The 19,134-nt window shown below is 39.8% G+C and carries 18 protein-coding genes; all 18 read left to right on the top strand.

Annotated features, from left to right (window positions below; translation table 11 throughout):
* The coding region (locus BLV40_RS26470) for an NADH-quinone oxidoreductase subunit C (RefSeq protein WP_090695561.1) at positions 1 to 786 on the top strand (786 nt) is incomplete at its 5' end.
* Positions 787 to 790: 4 nt separating this feature from the next.
* A complete protein-coding gene (gene nuoD / locus BLV40_RS26465; RefSeq protein WP_090695559.1) occupies positions 791 to 1,891 on the top strand; it encodes an NADH-quinone oxidoreductase subunit NuoD in 1,101 nt (366 codons plus the stop codon).
* Positions 1,891 to 2,892 (top strand): NADH-quinone oxidoreductase subunit NuoH, encoded by a 1,002-nt coding sequence (nuoH, locus tag BLV40_RS26460; RefSeq protein ID WP_026591869.1) that lies wholly within the window; start codon positions 1,891 to 1,893, stop codon positions 2,890 to 2,892. The genes nuoD and nuoH overlap by 1 nt, the downstream gene beginning before the upstream one ends.
* A gap of 25 nt (positions 2,893 to 2,917) precedes the next feature.
* Positions 2,918 to 3,337: an NADH-quinone oxidoreductase subunit NuoI gene (nuoI, locus tag BLV40_RS26455; protein WP_000677191.1), complete on the top strand. Its 420-nt coding sequence runs from the start codon at positions 2,918 to 2,920 to the stop codon at positions 3,335 to 3,337.
* Positions 3,334 to 3,858, top strand: a complete 525-nt coding sequence (locus BLV40_RS26450; RefSeq protein WP_090695558.1) for an NADH-quinone oxidoreductase subunit J — start codon at positions 3,334 to 3,336, stop codon at positions 3,856 to 3,858. Before nuoI ends, BLV40_RS26450 begins: the two co-directional genes overlap by 4 nt.
* Positions 3,851 to 4,165: an NADH-quinone oxidoreductase subunit NuoK gene (gene nuoK / locus BLV40_RS26445; RefSeq protein WP_026591871.1), complete on the top strand. Its 315-nt coding sequence runs from the start codon at positions 3,851 to 3,853 to the stop codon at positions 4,163 to 4,165. The genes BLV40_RS26450 and nuoK overlap by 8 nt, the downstream gene beginning before the upstream one ends.
* Positions 4,166 to 4,192: 27 nt before the next feature.
* Complete coding sequence (nuoL, locus tag BLV40_RS26440; RefSeq protein ID WP_090695556.1) at positions 4,193 to 6,052, top strand: NADH-quinone oxidoreductase subunit L; 1,860 nt, start codon at positions 4,193 to 4,195, stop codon at positions 6,050 to 6,052.
* Positions 6,049 to 7,551: an NADH-quinone oxidoreductase subunit M gene (locus BLV40_RS26435; protein WP_090695554.1), complete on the top strand. Its 1,503-nt coding sequence runs from the start codon at positions 6,049 to 6,051 to the stop codon at positions 7,549 to 7,551. The genes nuoL and BLV40_RS26435 overlap by 4 nt, the downstream gene beginning before the upstream one ends.
* A gap of 7 nt (positions 7,552 to 7,558) precedes the next feature.
* Positions 7,559 to 9,073, top strand: coding sequence for an NADH-quinone oxidoreductase subunit NuoN (nuoN, locus tag BLV40_RS26430; RefSeq protein ID WP_026591874.1), 1,515 nt, complete (start codon positions 7,559 to 7,561; stop codon positions 9,071 to 9,073).
* A 237-nt stretch (positions 9,074 to 9,310) separates the two neighbouring features.
* On the top strand, positions 9,311 to 9,547 hold the full coding sequence (locus tag BLV40_RS26425; protein ID WP_026591875.1) for a DUF1146 family protein: 237 nt from the start codon (positions 9,311 to 9,313) through the stop codon (positions 9,545 to 9,547).
* Positions 9,548 to 9,599: 52 nt separating this feature from the next.
* Positions 9,600 to 10,307, top strand: coding sequence for a YwmB family TATA-box binding protein (locus tag BLV40_RS26420; protein WP_026591876.1), 708 nt, complete (start codon positions 9,600 to 9,602; stop codon positions 10,305 to 10,307).
* Between the two features lie 35 nt (positions 10,308 to 10,342).
* The gene (murA, locus tag BLV40_RS26415) at positions 10,343 to 11,647 is read left to right on the top strand and encodes a UDP-N-acetylglucosamine 1-carboxyvinyltransferase (RefSeq protein WP_026591877.1); all 1,305 of its coding nucleotides are present in this window, start codon (positions 10,343 to 10,345) and stop codon (positions 11,645 to 11,647) included.
* Between the two features lie 280 nt (positions 11,648 to 11,927).
* Complete coding sequence (gene spoIID, locus BLV40_RS26410) at positions 11,928 to 12,941, top strand: stage II sporulation protein D (protein ID WP_026591878.1); 1,014 nt, start codon at positions 11,928 to 11,930, stop codon at positions 12,939 to 12,941.
* Positions 12,942 to 13,655: 714 nt separating this feature from the next.
* Positions 13,656 to 15,269, top strand: a complete 1,614-nt coding sequence (locus BLV40_RS26400; protein ID WP_090695552.1) for a long-chain fatty acid--CoA ligase — start codon at positions 13,656 to 13,658, stop codon at positions 15,267 to 15,269.
* Positions 15,270 to 15,425: 156 nt separating this feature from the next.
* Positions 15,426 to 16,433, top strand: coding sequence for a LytTR family transcriptional regulator DNA-binding domain-containing protein (locus tag BLV40_RS26395; RefSeq protein ID WP_090695550.1), 1,008 nt, complete (start codon positions 15,426 to 15,428; stop codon positions 16,431 to 16,433).
* Between the two features lie 189 nt (positions 16,434 to 16,622).
* A complete protein-coding gene (locus tag BLV40_RS26390) occupies positions 16,623 to 17,465 on the top strand; it encodes an ABC transporter ATP-binding protein (protein WP_026591881.1) in 843 nt (280 codons plus the stop codon).
* Complete coding sequence (locus BLV40_RS26385; RefSeq protein ID WP_090695548.1) at positions 17,465 to 18,172, top strand: ABC transporter permease; 708 nt, start codon at positions 17,465 to 17,467, stop codon at positions 18,170 to 18,172. Before BLV40_RS26390 ends, BLV40_RS26385 begins: the two co-directional genes overlap by 1 nt.
* A gap of 162 nt (positions 18,173 to 18,334) precedes the next feature.
* Positions 18,335 to 19,134, top strand: an 800-nt coding sequence (locus BLV40_RS26380; protein ID WP_139265626.1) for a stage II sporulation protein SpoIIQ, incomplete at its 3' end; no start/stop codon positions are given.

Raw genomic sequence — 19,134 nt, 5'->3', positions numbered from 1 at the left:
CCATCAGAAGAAAAGGCGAAAGCAGCCGCAGCAGCAAAAGCAAAGGCAGCGGCGTTAGCGAAGCAGAAAGCAAAAGAAAATGAATCCCCATCAGAAGAAGAAAAGGAAAAAGCGAAGGCAAAGGCGGTAGCAGCAGCAAAAGCAAAAGCGGCAGCGCTAGCGAAACAGAAGGTATCCAAGGAAGGAACAACGTCTAATGATGAAAAGGCAAAGGCGATTGCAGCGGCAAAAGCAAAGGCAGCCGCTGCTGCTAAGGCAAAAGGCGCTGTGGGCAAGAGAGAAGAAGAGATGAAGCAAGAGGAACCATCTCCGAATCAGCCATATCTGGATGCTTACGTAGAGATTATTAAGGAGAAAATGGATGAAAATTCATTAGAAGATTATTATATTAATAAACTTTCGAAGGATGTACCAACACTTGTTGTTAAGCTGGAAAGGTACTACGAAGTAATGGAATTATTGCGAGGCCATGAAGGACTTGCCTTTGATTATATGTCGGAGTTACATGCTACGGATTTTGTTACACATATGGAAGTGTATGTTCACTTATTTTCATATGGGAAGAAACAATCTGTCGCAGTGAAGGTGAAGATGGGCAGGGAGTCGCCGCGAGTAGCATCGATTGCGCCGCTATGGAGCGGGGCAGACTGGCCAGAGCGAGAAGCATATGACTTGCTTGGTGTTACGTTTGAAGGACATCCAAATTTAACGCGTATTTTAATGCCAGAAGATTGGGCTGGTCATCCGCTTCGAAAAGATTATGAACCACTCGATGTGGAGGTGTAGCAATATGATCCGTACAGAAGAAATGCTTTTAAATGTAGGGCCGCAGCACCCGAGTACACACGGTGTATTTAGGCTTGTTATTAAAATTGATGGGGAAATTATAAAGGAAGCTACACCTGTCATTGGTTATTTACACCGCGGAACAGAGAAAATCGCAGAGAGCTTGCAGTATACACAAATTATCCCTTATACAGATCGAATGGACTATTTATCGGCGATGACGAATAACTATGTGATCTGTCACGCTGTTGAGACAATGATGGGGCTTGAGATTCCAGAGCGGGCCGAATATTTGCGAGTACTTGCAATGGAGCTTGGTCGCGTTGCGAGCCATCTCGTTTGGTGGGGAACGAATCTTCTTGATATTGGAGCGGTTAGCCCGTTTCTATATGCATTCCGGGAGCGAGAGATGATTATTAATCTCTTAAATGAGCTCTGTGGTGCGCGGTTAACGTTCAATTATATGAGGGTAGGCGGTGTAAAGTGGGATGCCCCAGATGGTTGGATTGAAAAAGTTCGCGAGTTTGTTCCGTATATGAGAGAGCAATTGAAGGGTTATCACGATCTTGTGAGCGGAAATGAAATTTTCTTAAAACGTGTGAAGGGCGTTGGAATATATAGCGCGGAAGATGCACTTTCTTATTCACTTAGCGGAGCAAATTTACGATGCACAGGTGTAAAGTGGGATCTTCGCAAGGATGAACCGTACTCTATTTATGACCGTTTTGATTTTGATGTTCCGGTAGGAAACGTGGGGGATGCTTGGGATCGTTACGTTTGCCGGATGGAGGAAATTGAGGAATCCCTCAAAATTATTGAGCAGGCGGCCCGGCAATTCCCGTCAGAAGGGCCGGTGTTGGCGAAAGTGCCGAAAATTATTAAGGTGCCAAAGGGTGAGGCATTTGTCCGCATTGAGTCGCCGCGCGGAGAGATAGGCTGTTATATTGCTAGCGAAGGGAAGAAAGAGCCGTATCGCTTAAAGTTCCGCAGGCCATCTTTCTATAACCTCCAAATTTTACCGAAGCTTTTGAAGGGTGAAAATATCGCGAACTTAATTACCATTTTAGGCGGCGTTGATATTGTACTTGGGGAGGTTGATGGGTGATGATAGAGCGCCTCTTAGAGTCATCGGCAAGTTGGACGAATTTTTTCATTTTTTTCGGATTAGCGGTGCTTTTATTATTTGCCGTCCTTGGATTTGTTACATATGGGATTTTAGCAGAGCGAAAAGTAATGGGATTTATGCAAGGACGGATAGGACCGAATCAGGTCGGCGGCAGATTTGGTTTATTGCAAACAGTTGCTGACGTTTTAAAGCTTTTATTAAAAGAAGATAGCATCCCGAAAGCTGCAGATAAGCCGCTGTTTATATTGGCACCTGTTATTGCATTTGCACCAGCTTTTATGGTGCTTGCAGTCATTCCGTTTACAGATAAATTTCAGTTTGCAGATATCGGAGTAGGGCTTCTTTACTATATTGCTGTATCAGGGATTACAACGATTGGTGTTGTGACCGGAGGATGGGCATCAAACAATAAATATTCACTTTTAGGCGGGATGCGTGCGGCGGCGCAGATGATTTCCTATGAGATTCCGCTTGTAATGAGCGTGATTGGCGTTGTCTTATTAGCTGGCAGTCTCAATTTAAATGAAATCGTAGCGGGGCAGGAGAAAGTTTGGTACATTTTTGCGCAGCCGATCGGTTTTGTAATTTTCTTAATTGCAGCAGTTGCAGAGCTCAACCGGACACCGTTTGACTTACCAGAGGCGGAATCAGAACTTGTCTCTGGATATCATACCGAGTATTCAGGGTTTCGCTGGGCATTCTTTATGCTCTCTGAGTACGTGTACTTCTTTGGAATGGCTTCGCTTATAACGGTGCTGTTTTTAGGAGGATGGCAGCCAATTCCGTTTCTTGGTTTTATTCCTGGTGCTGTATGGTTTGCTTTAAAGTTTAGCGCGGTAGTTTTCTTGCTTATTTGGTTCCGCGTTACGTTTCCGCGTATCAGGGGTGATCAATTGATGGAGTTTGGCTGGAAAGTATTATTGCCAATCGCACTTGCAAATATTTTCTTAACGGCATTGATTAAGGAGTTATTCTTCTAATCTATGAGGGGGGTGCCAGTAAGATATGAAAGGGCTATTTAAAGGTTTAAAATATACGCTTAGCAACTTAAGTAAGAAAAAAGTAACGTACGATTATCCCAATCAACCATTACCACTACCAGATCGCTTCCGAGGGATTCAAAAATTCTATCCAGAAAAATGCATTGTTTGTAACCAATGTTCTAACATTTGTCCAACTGATTGTATTCAACTAACAGGGAAGAAGCATCCAGACCCTACGAAAAAAGGGAAAATCATTGATACGTATGATATTAACTTTGAAATTTGTATTCTTTGCGATTTATGTACAGAGGTTTGCCCAACTGAGGCCATTGTTATGACAAACAATTTCGAGTTAGCGGAGTATTCGCGTGATGATTTGTTTAAAAATTTGCAGTGGCTCGATGAAAATGATGAGAACGTCAGAAAGGAGAATAAAGCATGAGCGGCGAGTTGGTAGCGTTTTTTATATTGTCCTTAACGGCGATTATCGGTGGTATCCTTATGCTGAACTTAACGAAAGTCATGCATATGATGCTCGCCCTTGTGTTTACGTTTCTTAGCATTGCGGGATTGTATTTTCTATTATCAGCGGAGTTTGTTGGGGTCACACAAATTTTAATTTATTCCGGAGCAATTACGATTATTATGATTTTCGGTATTATGCTAACGAAGCATGACGCTGAAAGTGAATCTAGTTTTAGTTTTCGTAAGTTGCTTATCTTCCTCGCAGTAGTAGCGTTTGGCGCGGTAATGTACTTTGCTGTTAATAATATAGATTTTACAAATCGAAATGTACAAGGAAGTTTACCGCTTCATGAACAAAATACACTTCAAATTGGTACACTTTTGTATTCGAAATATGTTATTCCATTTGAATTAACGTCGGTTATTTTGCTTGTTGCGCTTGTTGGGGCAATTGTACTTGCGAAGAAGGATGAGAAAGAGGGGGATTCCAATGAGTAGTGTTCCAGTTGCCGCCTACTTAGCTCTTGCTATTATTCTGTTTTGCATCGGCTTATTCGGGGCTTTAACAAAGCGGAATACGGTCATTGTCTTAATTTGTATTGAACTGATGTTAAATGCGGCGAACTTAAACCTAGTCGCTTTTAGTAAATTAGGCTTTTTTCCGAACTTAACAGGACAAATTTTTTCACTGTTTACGATGTCCGTTGCGGCAGCGGAAGCAGCAGTCGGACTTGCGATATTAATTGCGTTATATCGTAAGCATGCAACCGTTAACGTAGATGAAATGGATTCGCTTAAAGGTTAATTGTGACCAAAAAGGGGGAAGGAAACAATGATCGATTATGCATGGCTCATACCGCTTTTCCCGCTTGCCTCGTTTTTTTTGCTCATTATATTTGGGGGGAAATTGAGAGAAGGAAGCAGCTGGCTTGGTATCTTTCTCACATTTCTTTCCTTTGTGGATGCGGCGACTGTATTAATAGAACGGTTTTCATCAGAAACAGTAAAACATCAGTGGTTATGGCTCCGAATTGGTGATGTGGATCTTTCATTTGGCTTTGAGATTAACGCATTAAATGCTTTGATGCTTTTTATTGTAACGCTCGTTAGCTTCCTCGTGCATGTGTATTCGAAAGGGTATATGCATGATAATGAGAGGTTACCTATCTTTTATGCATATTTAGGGCTCTTTACATTTGCGATGCTTGGGCTTGTCATCTCGACGAATTTATTGCAGCTCTATATATTTTGGGAATTAGTTGGACTTGGCTCGTTTTTATTAATTGGGTTCTATTTCTTTAAAGAAGAAGCAAAGTTGGCGGCGAAGAAGGCGTTTATTATGACGCGTATTGGGGATGTAGGCTTATTTATCGGGATGATTTTACTTTTCTGGCAAGCTGGTAGTTTTGAGTACGACGCTATCTTTAAAGCAATGAAAATGGGAGACGTATCACCTACCATGATTACGCTCACGGCAATTTTAATTTTTATCGGTGCCATGGGGAAATCAGGTCAGTTTCCGCTTCATACGTGGCTTCCGGATGCGATGGAAGGACCAACACCGGTATCAGCACTCATTCACGCGGCGACGATGGTCGCGGCAGGTGTGTACTTAGTGGCAACGATGTTTCCGCTATTTTCTGCAAGTCCTGTAGCGATGCAAACAGTCGCGGTTGTCGGTGCCTTTACCGCAATCTTTGCCGCGTCCATCGGCCTCGTACAAACGGATATAAAAAGAGTCCTCGCATATTCAACAGTCAGCCAGCTGGGCTATATGATGCTCGCGCTTGGCTCGGCAGGGTATGTGGCCGGGGTCTTTCATTTAACGACACATGCTTTCTTTAAAGCGCTACTTTTTTTAGCGGCAGGAAGCGTGATTCATGCGGTGCATACGCAAAACATTAATGAAATGGGCGGATTACAGAAAAAAATGAAAGTGACGGGGCTACTCTTCTTAATCGGCACGCTAGCAATTAGTGGTGTCCCGCTCCTCTCAGGTTTTTTTAGTAAGGATGAAATTTTGGTAGCGACGTGGGTGCACGGCAATTATGTGTTGTTTGTCCTTGCGGTTCTGGCGGCCTTCCTAACGGCGTTTTACATGTTTCGGTTATACTTTCTTGTCTTTACAGGAGAGGCGAAGAAAGAAGATGTGCGTGAATCTCCGCGCGTTATGACATTTCCAATGATTGTCCTTGGTGTTCTCGCAGTTTTGGCAGGTTACATCAATACGCCATGGTTTGGAACATTCCTTGGTGACTGGCTTACGAAGGATATTCCGTTTCAAGTAGAGCAAAGCCATGGCCCGGTGTGGATTATGATTGTTGCGACACTCGTTTCGCTTGCTGGCATTCTCTTGGCATATCTCATCTATGGGAAACGATCCACCTCTCGAGACTGGGCTGGCGGAAAAGAAACCGTGCTATATAGTCTCTTAAAGGAAAAATATTATGTAGATGAAATATATAACGTAACTGTGCTCCCGCTCGTTAAAGGAATCGCTTATGTGCTTCGCTTATGTGAAGTATATATTGTGGAAGGGATCGCTCAGTTAATTGGGCGTATTGTGAAAGGAACGAGCAACGTGGGTTCTAAACTTCAAAATGGAAACGTACAAGTATACGGAACCGTTATGGCTGTTTCTTTAGCGGCATTAGTTGTCATTCTGTTATATACAGGGGGGTATTGGCAATGAATGCATTATTATTATCGTTTTTTATTTTTTCTCCGCTTCTAGGGATTCTCTTACTTACATTAACACCGAAAACGGAAGTGCGTGCAATGCGAGGCCTCGGTTTGTTCGGAACAATTCTTCCGCTTGGCATCGCGATTGTTTTAGCTAGTACATACGCTTCCGGAAAGAGCTTAACGATTTTTGCTGAAAAGGTGAAATGGATTCAATTTGGAAGCTTTTCGCAAGTAGATGAAAAGTTGTTTTCTATTTACTATGAACTTGGTATCGATGGTTTTTCGCTTGTGATGATGATACTTACAGCACTTTTAGCAACACTTGCGGCGATAGCTGCCTTTTCCATTCAAAAAAATATAAAAGGTTTTTACATGCTCCTACTAACACTTGAAATTGGGATGCTTGGTGTCTTTGCAGCCGAAAATTTACTTCTCTTCTTTGTCTTCTTTGAACTCACACTACCACCGATGTTTTTGCTTATCGGAAAGTGGGGGAAATTGAACAGTGAAAAAGCTTCCTATAGTTATTTGATTTATAACGGAATTGGATCAGCAATTTTACTCATTGTTTTCTCTATCCTCTTTGCAAAAACAGGTACAACAAATATTACAGAGTTAAAAGATATTTTGACTGGAGCGGAAACGACGCTCCTAGGCGATATTTCAAATTCATTGCAGCTCGGTTTATTTATTGCACTTATGATTGCCTTTGCCATTAAACTGCCGGTCTTTCCTTTGCATCGCTGGATGGTGAATGTGCATGTAGAAGCCCATCCTGCAGTGGTGATGCTCCACGCGGGTGTTCTGCTCAAGATCGGAGCATACGGTATCATTCGTTTTGGGAAAGGGCTATTCCCGGAGCAGTTTCATGACTTTGCGACGCTTATAGCGATTTTAGGAGTAATCAACTTGCTGTACGGTGCTTTTCTAGCGATGATTCAAACCGATTTTCGAAAGGTACTTGCCTACTCCAGTATTTCGCATATGGGAATTGTGTTAATGGGGATTGGGGCACTGAATGCAGCTGGCATGAAGGGAGCGCTATTTCAAGTTATATCTCACGGTTTAATTGCAGCGTTACTATTTTGCTTGCTCGGTATGATTGAACGGCGCTTTGACACTTCTGATATTACGAAGCTTGGTGGACTCGCAAAACAAGTTCCGGTGCTAAGTGGTTTTTTATTAGCAGGAAGTATGGCTTCGCTTGGCCTCCCAGGAATGTCTGGGTTTGTTGGTGAGTTTCTGGCGTTCCTCGGATTATTTCAGGGGAAGCAGGTAATCGCAGCAATTGGTGCGCTCGGCATTATTTTAACAGCGGTATATGTCTTAAGGGCTACGCTTCAAGTGACATTTGGAAAGAAGGAATTGGAAGCGCGGCCGGATGTTCGCGGCTGGGAATACATTCCGCTTGTGTTATTACTCACTTGTATTATCGCAATTGGTATTATGCCAGAACTGTTAGGAACGCCGCTGCAATACACTGTGAAAATATTGGGGGTGAGATAGGATGGATATGAATACATTACTTGGTTTATCTTGGCATTTAATGGTACCGGAATTCATCATTCTTGGGGCGGCCATCCTTCTCTCGCTTTTTGATTTATTTCTAAAGTTTGATCGTAAGTATTTAGGGATTGGAGCAATTGTATCAGCGGTGCTATCACTAATAGCGTTAATTACATTGTATAGTGAACCGGCTGGAGACATTTTAAGTGGTTCGTTTGTACTAGATGGGTTTTCAAAAGGTTTTAAAACATTACTATTAATTGGAGCGATTCTCATCTTGTTTGTGGCGATGAGTGATGATAAAAAAGAGCCGATTCAAGATAAGGGAGAATACTATTACTTATTTTTAATGGCAGTTCTCGGGGCGATGTTCATGGCATCTAGCGTTGATTTTATTACGCTCTTTATTGGTCTAGAGTTGTTGTCATTGTCTTCGTACATTTTAGTAGGGATTCGAAAGAAAAATCGTGCTTCGAATGAAGCAGCAATGAAATATGTCATTAATGGCGGAATTGCCACGGCTATCACTCTCTTTGGAATGAGCTATTTATATGGTATTACGGGATCGACTAATATTCTGGGTATGCAGGAAGTTCTCATGCAAGGTGTAGACGGAAGTATTGGACTTTTGCTATCGCTTGCTTTCTTGCTTCTGTTTGTTGGGTTATCCTTTAAAATTGCGACAGTACCGTTTTATATGTGGGCACCGGATGTATATGAAGGGGCCGCAGCACCTGTTACAGCTTTCCTTGGGACAATCTCTAAAATCGCCGGCTTTATTATGATGATAAGATTGTTTTTCATGGTATTCGGCGGCATACCGGTTCATGGAAGTGAGCAATCCATATTCGGTAATATGAGCGTATATATCGCCGTGCTCGCTATTATTACAATGATTATCGGTAATATCGTGGCGCTAAAGCAATACAATGTAAAACGTTTATTTGCCTATTCTGGCATAGCGCATGCTGGATATTTACTCGTTCCGCTTGTAGCGTTATCGCCATTTACAATGGATAGTATGTGGTTTTATATGTTGGCATACGTGTTAATGAATATAGGAGCTTTTGCAGTCATCCATGGGTTAATCTTACAAAGTGGAAAGGGAAATTTAACAATTTTCGCAGGTTTATACAAACGTTCTCCGTTTGTTTCTGTAGCGATGACTATTTTTATTCTGTCTTTGGCAGGAATTCCAGGAACAGCTGGCTTTATCGGAAAGATTAATATTTTCTTAAGCGCCTTTACAGCTAGTCCAGCTCATTATGTACTAGCATCAGTCATGATGGGCACAACGGTTATCTCATTTGTATATTACTTCCGTATTTTGCAGCAAATGTTCTTTCGAAAGAGCAGTGAAGAAAAGCAGGTAAACCTACCGATCAATTTGAAGGTCGTCATTAGTTTTTGTGCAATTTCGATCGTATTACTCGGGATTCTACCGACGATTGGCTACAATTTCTTTTATGAATATTTTCCACTCATGAAAGATTTCTTCTTTACGGGGAACGTGGTACAATAGTGACAATAAAAAGTGTAGAGTTACCGCTCTACGCTTTTTATTGTGGAGCAAGAAGCTTTTATCTTTCACGAATGTGATGCGTAGGTAAAGTAAATTCTAATAGGTAGTTCTTCTCTAGCAATTTCGGAGAGAAAACTTTATACTACCTATTTGAGCGTGAAAAAGTGTGGTTTCCATTTGTATGGGATCGTTTTGCATCCTAAGTGATGGCAAGCCAAACAAAAGGAGTCGATTTTTTTGGCGCAGCTTTTAGGGCAACAAGCACTGATTGCGATTGTTTCGCATTTATTGTTTATTACCATTACATGGTGGGCCTTACAAGGTATCCATATCGAACGCCTGATGAAATCTGGAAAGGTAATGCAGACGAGGATTTTGCTTATTCTTGTTACGATTGCAATCGGTACATCTGTCAGCAACTTTTTTCTTGATTATTTAGGGTATTCGAAGAGTTTAACGTATTTAGTAAAGTAATTGTATAGAACCTCATATCTCCGTTAACAATGGGGATAGGAGGGGATGAACCTTGAAAAGCTTGAAAACAATTCTTATTGTTGTCGTAAGTATTGTCGTATTCTTGGTCGGGTATAAACAGATAAAACCCGTAAGTGACGAAGAGAAGATGGAGAGTATGATCGCAGCTCTTGAAAAAAATGGAGCAGAGGTAGAGCGGTGGTCATGGTTAGCACGAGAAACCAAAACCATTTCTAACATACATACGTTTCAAAAGTTGTTAAATGAAGTGAAAGAAAAAGCGAATATTCAAAAATGGGAATTGGAACCATCTCATGACGGATATAAAGCAACAGCATACAAAAAGTTCTCTTCTCATGAAGAACGAATAGTAGTAACTTGGAGTAAGGAAAATACTAAAGAAAACACTTTCATTATCTTTGAAGTGAGTGGGTCAAGATGGGACCCTGAAAATATTCGAAAAATGGATAAAATTTTTAGTACAAAACCCACAATTTACACTTGTGTTCAAGGTGTACTGAATGATAAGATTGAAGGTGTTTTGCAAAATAAAACCAATCAGGTTTTGAAAGATCTTTCAGCAAGAGCGATCGAAAAGATAGAAGAAAGAGCATTTGTGTCAGTCTCGGCATATAATAAAAAGTGGAATGACGCTCTTTCAACAAATAGAGAGAAAATCAATGTGCAAATAGCAATACGTTCTACAGACAACAAAGATACAATTGTGGTTGGCACACCGATCATAACTTCTGAGTATTGAATAGATATTGAAAAAAGGACACGGAGGGGAATAAATTGGAAAAAATCATCGTCCGTGGCGGAAAGCGGTTGAACGGCACAGTGCGTGTTGAGGGCGCGAAAAATGCTGTATTACCTATAATCGCTGCAGCCCTATTAGCGAGTGATGGAAAGAATGTACTATCTGAAGTACCAGTTTTGTCTGATGTATACACAATTAATGAGGTATTACGTCATTTAAATGCTGAAGTCGTATTTGAAAATAATCAAGTAACAATCGATGCTTCAAAGGAATTAAATATTGAAGCGCCATTTGAATATGTACGTAAAATGCGTGCGTCAGTTCAAGTAATGGGGCCATTATTAGCACGTAATGGTCGTGCTCGTATTGCACTTCCTGGTGGATGTGCAATTGGTTCACGTCCAATTGACCAACATTTAAAAGGCTTCGAAGCAATGGGAGCAAAAGTAAAAGTTGGTAATGGATTTGTTGAAGCTTATGTAGATGGACAATTAGAAGGCGCGAAAATTTACTTAGACTTCCCAAGCGTAGGTGCAACAGAAAACATTATGTCTGCTGCTACATTAGCAAAAGGGACAACAATCCTTGAAAACGCAGCGAAAGAACCAGAAATCGTTGACTTAGCTAACTTCTTAAATGCAATGGGAGCGAAAGTACGCGGAGCTGGAACTGGAACGATTCGTATTGAAGGTGTAGATAAATTATATGGTGCACATCATTCTATTATTCCTGACCGTATTGAAGCGGGAACATTTATGGTTGCAGCAGCAATTACTGGTGGAGACATCTTAATTGAAAATGCTGTACCAGAACATTTACGTTCAGTTACAGCGAAAATGGAAGAGATGGGTGTTAAGGTTATTGAGGAAAATGAAGGTGTACGTGTTATCGGCCCAGATAAATTAAAAGCTGTTGACATTAAAACAATGCCTCATCCAGGTTTCCCAACAGACATGCAATCACAAATGATGGCATTATTATTACATGCTGATGGAACAAGCATGATTACAGAAACGGTATTTGAAAACCGCTTCATGCATGTGGAAGAGTTCCGTCGTATGAATGCTGATATTAAAATTGAAGGTCGCTCTGTTATTATGAACGGACCTAACAACTTGCAAGGTGCAGAAGTGTCAGCAACTGACTTACGTGCAGCAGCAGCATTAATTCTAGCTGGTTTAGTATCAGAGGGTTACACTCGTGTAACAGAATTAAAACACCTTGATCGTGGATATGTAAACTTCCATAAGAAGTTAGCTGCATTAGGTGCAACAATTGAACGTGTAAACGAAAAAGTAGAAGAAGTGAAAGAACAACAAATTTCTGATCTTCACGCTTAATTAAAATCGTCTCTATGTCTTTTGACATAGGGGCGATTTTTTTTCTATCAAATTTTATCGAAAGAGTATCCCTACTTCAAACGAAGTTAAGTGGGGGAGTATTCATTACAGTTATAGTCAAGAAAAGCCCAACTTATGCACGTCTCATTAAAAATATTTAGAAAATTCGTTTGTTTAATGAGGAAGCCTCCTAATAGAAGAAGTTTCTCCCGGTATGTTCTAAAAACTCGCCATGCTCCATAAGAATGAAATGAGTCTAATTTCATAGCGGGGGAAAAAGATGAAAATTTCAAAGCCACTTTTCATTACAATGGCGCTCTTAGTAGCGCTCGTCATTATTGTACCGACCGTGCTTGTCATTCCATTTACGAAAGAAAAGACAAGTCAGCCGCCCAAAAATCCTCCAGCGATGCAAAGTGTGCCAGCTCCTAAACAGGTAGATACCGCTGTCAAAGTGACTGTGTATCGTAATGCACAAAAGAAAGTAGAGACAGTGCCGATGGAAGAATATGTGACAGGTGTAGTAGCCTCTGAGATGAATGCTAGCTTTGAAATGGAGGCATTAAAAGCACAGGCATTGGCGGCAAGGACATTTATTGTACAGCGTATGCTAAGCGGAAGTAAGAAAAATAACGCGGATGTGACCGATACGGTGGGAGATCAAGTGTACAAAAGTAAAGAAGAATTAAAGAAGACATGGGGCAGAGACTATGAGAAAAACTTGAAGAAGATTGAGGAAGCTGTGTCTAAAACAGCCGGACAAGTTTTAACGTATGACGGTAGTCCCATTACAGCGTCCTTCTTCTCAACAAGCAATGGTTATACAGAAAATGCTGCAGACTATTTTGGCAAGGACTTACCGTATTTGAAAAGCGTAGACAGTCCTTGGGACCAAGTTTCTCCGAAATTTGCGAGTGAGCAAATTTTTACCGTAGCTGATTTTCAAAAGCGTCTTGGTGTAAAGGTACTGGAAAGCGGGAAAGTTGGCAATATTAAAGAGCGTACAAAAGGAAAGCGTGTAAAGGATGTAGAATTTCAAGGGAAGACATTAACAGGAAAAGAAGTGCGAGAAAAGTTAGATTTACGTTCTTCGGACTTTACGTGGAAACAAGAAGGAAATAACATTGTCGTCACAACGAAAGGATATGGTCATGGCGTTGGCATGAGTCAGTATGGTGCCAATGGAATGGCGAAAGAGGGAAAAGTGTATACAGATATTGTTACTCATTATTATAAAGGGATCGAAATTAAAACGATGAATGAGTATGAAGGAAAGTTAATGGCGAAAAATTAATTGAGAAGTAATACGAAGTCCATCATAATAGATGGGCTTTTTGTCCTTATTGAAAGAGGAGCGTGTTATTTCTTGAAATCTATACATTTTTATATAATGAGCAGGAATCTTTTGCTTTTCCATGTGTATCTGTTAAAACGTCAAGAGGGGCATTATTTATAAATGAATAAGATGAGAAAGAAGAAGCGTCTTTTTGTGCCTTTCGGACGCTTTTTCTTCCGTGAATTTGGATCACACAAATGATCTGTAAATCAAATATTCTTTGATTTACAGATCATTTGTATGATAGTAATTAAAGATAATTGCAGGATAATAAGTTTACATTACTGATTTTAAAAGGTCTTGTACTAATGGGATTATGCTACCAATAAATTTCAATACAGCCATTGCGATTTCCATAATATTAATCCTCCTCTTAGTTCGAATATTAAGATGTTTCAAATCTTGATGTCTTCATTATAGTAAGCGTTTATAATTATATCAATACGTTTTGGAATGCAATTTTGCATGCCGAATTAGAGATCGAAAAAATCATTCATATAATAAAATATCACTTGTGGATATGTTCTATAAAGTAGAATGGATGTTTTAATACAGCTTTAATGGGATGTCATTTTTTGTAGAAAATGAAAGAAATGTTGCTTCCTTTCGTTATGTTCCTTCGTGTTATAATACAGTTGGGTGATTAAATATAATAACAGGGAGGCATGAAACATGATGATGGATGTACCACTCCTCATTCCAGCGATGATGGAGAGAGCTGAGAAATATTTTTCAAAAAAGGAAGTCGTCTCACGCACTGCATCTCGTATTCAAACATTAACATACGGAGAGATTGCGAAGCGGACAAGGCGGCTTGCTAGTATCCTAAGCAAAATGGGAATTGATAAAGGAGATAAAGTCGGAACAATTGCTTGGAATCATCACCGACATTTGGAAGCGTACTTTGCGATCCCAGGACTTGGAGCGGTATTACATACGATTAACTTACGTCTCTCTGTAGATCACATTTCTTATATCATTAACCATGCTGAAGACAAAATCATTCTTGTTGATGAAGATATGGTTCCTGTACTCGAAAGTATTCAACACGAAATTCCTCATGTGAAAGCATTTATTATTATGACAGATGATCACGAACTACCTCACACAACACTATCACCAGCATATCATTATGACAAACTACTTGAAGAAGGCGACGAAACATTCCCATTTATAACAGATTTAGATGAAAAAGAGCCTGCAGGTATGTGCTACACTTCTGCAACGACAGGAAAACCGAAAGGCGTTGTATATACACACCGTAGCATCGCACTCCATAGCTATACACTCGGCCTTGTGGACGGCGGTAACATTTCAGAAGTAGATACTTGTATGCCTGTTGTTCCAATGTTTCATGTGAATGCATGGGGACTTCCATTTGCAGGTACATGGTTCGGTACAAAGCTCGTCTTACCAGGGCCACACTTTACACCGGAAATTTTGGCACAGCTTATTGAACGTGAGAAGGTGACGATTGCTGCCGGTGTACCAACAATCTGGATTGGCCTGTTACAAGAGCTTGAAAAGCACCCGTATGATATTAGTAGTATTCGTACAATATGGTCAGGTGGATCAGCAGCGCCAGGAAGTATGATTCGCACATATGAGGAGAACTATGGAATTGCTTTTAGGCAAATATATGGGATGACTGAAACAAGCCCAGCTGTTGTGATTAACTGTCCAAAATCATATCAGCGCGATTTACCGAAAGAGGAATATTATGAGTTACGCTCCCGCCAAGGTTACTTAATCCCAGGACTTGAAATGAAGGTAATTGGTCAAGATGGGGAAATCAAATGGGACGGTGAAGAAATGGGAGAGCTTTGCCTACGCGGACCATGGATTGCCGGTAGTTATTATAAAGATGAACGCACAGAAGATTCTATGAAGGATGGCTGGCTACATACAGGAGATATTGTAACTGTTGATCCAGAAGGGTTTATTAAAATTGCCGACCGTACGAAAGACTTAATTAAAAGCGGCGGTGAATGGATTTCCTCCGTGGACTTAGAAAACGCTTTAATGGCACATGATAAAGTGCTAGAGGCATCTGTCGTTGCTGTTCCGCATGAAAAATGGCAAGAACGCCCTGTTGCCTGCGTTGTCTTAAAAGAAGAACAAACAGTAGAACAAGAAGAGCTTTATGCATTATTAGAAGAACAATTCCCGAAATGGTGGATGCCGGACGAAATCTTATTTGTCGAGGAAATTCCGAAAACATCCGTCGGGAAATTCTTGAAAAGAGCGCTTCGTGATCAGCTGAAGAGTTATTTGGTGAAGCAGTAATAATTGTTTTGTTTCACTCGCTTTCGAATATATTAGCGTTTCGACAAAAAGAAGCTAATTTTTAAATTAGCTTCTTTTTATATACGAAATAAATATCATAATTTTCCATTAATTGTTTGTTATAATAAGGTAAAAAACTCACCTGGAGGAGAAACCATGGCGTTATTGGAGTTAAAACAATTGGGTAAGACGAATCAATTGCAGGCGATTCAGCTTGAAATTAAAAAAGGGCAATGTGTTGTGCTGCAATGTAACAATCATACGGCGAAGATTTTACACCGCATTATAATTGGTGAAGAAGAGGCATCGACTGGGAGTGTTTTATTTGAAGGGAAACCGATTCAAAAGCAATTCTACTCACGCATTGGTTTTTGCTTTTTAAAAGATGAAGCATACGATCGGTTAAAAGTGAGAGAATACTTCGCCTTTTTATCCGGATTGTATAACTCGAATATTAACATAGAAGAAGTTGTTCAGTATGTTGGTTTACTAGATAAAATGAACATCAAAATCGAAAAACTATCATTTTCTGAAAAACGGCGTCTTCATATTGGCCGGGTCATGATTCATGATCCGGATTTAATTATTTTGGAAGAACCCGAACAAAATGTAGATATAGAAAGTACAATTATCATTCGAAAAGCAATTATGAAGATGAGAGAACAAGGGAAGGCCATCTTTATTACATCATCCTTTTTGTCGGATGCACTTTCTTTAACAGAAGATGTGTATATATTAAATCTAGATGGCGTTAAAAAAGTAGAAATCGAGCAGGAAGAAGAGGAAGAGATAGATCTAGAAAACATCGTTCAAATGGTTCCGCAAATGAAGCTCGAGAGAATTCCAGCGAAAGTAAGCGATAAAATCATTTTGCTTGATCCAATGGAAATTCATTTTATTGAAACACAAAATGGAACAACGCATATTCATGTCCGCGAAGGAGACTTTGTATGCGCGTTAACATTAAGTGAGTTAGAAGAAAGATTAAAAGGTTTCGGATTCTTCAGATGTCATCGTTCTTACCTTGTTAACTTACAGCGTGTACGAGAAGTAATCACTTGGACTCGTAATAGCTTTAGCTTAATTTTGGATGATGAACGAAAAAGCTCAATTCCACTTTCGAAGGGTCGAATGGATGAATTAAAAGGTGTAATTGGACTGTAATTATGCTCCAGTAAGCTAAAAATAGGATTCATTCGCCGGTGAAAATACTCCTTTTATCGGTGTTTTAATGCGTAATCCCTTTGTTTTTCATAAGATTAAGTCACAAGCAGCGAAACTAAAAAGCGGAGGCGGCAAACAAGCCACTGAAGCGAATTTCAACTATAAAAGAAAAACAAAGGGGATGACGAAATGACATTGGCAATTGAAATGAAGGATGTAATGAAATCCTTTGACGGGAAAACAGCACTTCGAAATGTGAATATTGAAGTGAAGCGAGGAGAAATATTTGGGTTTCTTGGACCGAGTGGATCAGGAAAAACAACAACGGTGAAAATTTTAACTTCTCAATTACTTCATAGTATTGGAACAGTGAGAGTACTAGGGAAGGATATTGCCGGACCAGGCAGCATTGATTATAAACAAATCGGTATTTTGACAGATAACAGCGGTTTATATGAAAGACTTAGCATTTATGATAACTTACTATTATTTTGCGACTTATATGATTGTCCAAAAGGACGAATCGATGAAGTACTATCCCAAGTGAATTTATTAGAAGATAAAAAAACACCAGTTAAAAAATTATCAAAAGGGATGAAGCAGCGCGTTACGCTAGCACGAGCAATCCTGCATAAACCGGATATTCTCTTCTTGGATGAACCAACATCAGCACTTGATCCAGTAAATGTCCAAAATATTCATAACATCTTAAAAGACTTAAATAGAGAAGGAACAACTATTTTCTTAACGACCCACAACATGGATGAAGCAGAGACGCTTTGTGACCGCATTGCATTCTTATGCGGCGGGGAAATTGTAGCACTTGATACACCGGAGAACTTAAGGCTTCAATATGCGAAAGACAAAATCGAAGTGGTTTTAACAAATAAGAAAAAAGAAACAGTGCAAAAAGATGAATTAGGGGCAAAACGTATTTCGGAATGGATGAAACAAGGTGAGCTTTTATCAATTCATTCGCATGAACCGACTTTAGGGGATATCTTTATTGAAGTAACTGGGAGGGGATTATAATGACGTTTTCAATGAGACGTGTATCAGCTATTTTTCGAAAAGAGGTACAGGATTTTAAAGCAAATTCACAAGTATTGTTAATGGCGGCAATGCCAATTATATTTGCTTTCATATTTAGCCGGTTTGGTAACGCGAGTGGAGCAGGTTTAGGGACCATTACACTCATGACGTTTCTATTTGTTGCAGGGTTTGCTCAATCTATGGTTATTGCAGAAGAGAAAGAGAAACATACATTACGTGTATTAATGCTATCACCGGCCTCTTCAGCTGAAGTACTGATTGGAAAAAGTATATTAACCGCATGTATTACGATTGTGATTTGCATCGCCAACTTATTCATTCTAAATCAGCTAGATGGAAATCTTCCGTTACTCGGTTTGCTATTTCTATGCGGAACAATGTTATTTATTATAATTGGTACAATGATTGGACTAATTGCTTCATCTGTACCACAAACATCACTGATCGGAATGCCGATTTTGATGACTCTTTATTTAGCTGTGCAATTTGAACCACTTGTTGAAAATAAAGCAATAAAAACAGTGATTGGGTACTTTCCGACATTTCATATTGATAAGGCAATTAAAAGTGTAGTAAAGGGCAATGGGTTTAGCAGCATTAGCGGAGATTTATTGAATGTGCTCGTTTGGTTTGTAATTTCTTTACTTGCATGTTTTATTGTCTACAAAAAGAAACAACTAGACTAAAAAACTGAGCCAATCCGCTCAGTTTTTTCTTTTTTCTATCATTTCCTCGGAAATTTTGTAATTCTTATACATATTTTTACAAATTTTGTCGAAAAGTAATTGGTTATAGCTTGTATAGGATAAACGAATATTGTTCAAAATGATTGCTGAGGTGATGATAGAATGCGAGGAAGGAATAATAAAAAGTCGCAAAAGGTAGTTCATTTATTTCAAAAACGGTGGGTATTTCCGGCAATCTATATTGCATGTGCAGCGGTAATCTTGACAGTCGCTCTATGGTTCCAGGCAGCAAATCCAAAGAAAGAACCTAATAAAGAGCAAAGTGCGCCGTATGGTCAAACGGAAAATCCAGCAGTACCAGTAACAAAATTTTCAGAAGTTGTGAAAATGCCAGCTGCAACGAATGTAGATGTTGTTGTGAAGAAGAAGTTTTATGAGGATGGAGCAGCAGAGGAGGAGCAAGAACAAGCACTTGTCTTTTATAACAACACATATTCTCCTAATAAAGGCATCGATATTGCTGCGAAAAATGGGAAAGAATTCGATGTTACAGCTGCTTTAAGCGGTAAAGTAGTAAAGGCGGAAAAAGATTCGCTTCTTGGTTATGTCGTAACAGTTGATAACGGAAATGGTCTTACAACATCTTATCAAAGCTTAGGCAGTGTAAAAGTAGAAAAAGGTGCAACAATTGCACAAGGTGAAGTGTTAGGAAAATCCGGTCTAAGCGCAATGAATAAAGAAGCAGGTTCTCATGTACACTTTGAAGTACGTAAAGAGAATGTAGCTGTAAATCCAGAGCGTTACCTAAACAAACTTGCGACAGATGTAAAAGCAGAAGCAGGTTCAGCGAAAGCAACAAATGGTTCTGCTGATGAAAAATCGCAAAAAGAAGAAAAATCAACAAGCGGCAAAGCTGATGAAAAATCGCAAAAAGAAGAAAAATCAACAAGCGGCAAAGCTGA

It is taken from the genome of Bacillus sp. 166amftsu (genome assembly GCF_900107445.1).
Taxonomy (GTDB): Bacteria; Bacillota; Bacilli; order Bacillales; family Bacillaceae_G; genus Bacillus_A; species Bacillus_A arachidis.
The sequence above is the reverse complement of the archived record's forward strand: the minus strand, read 5'-3'. Positions and strand labels throughout refer to the sequence as shown.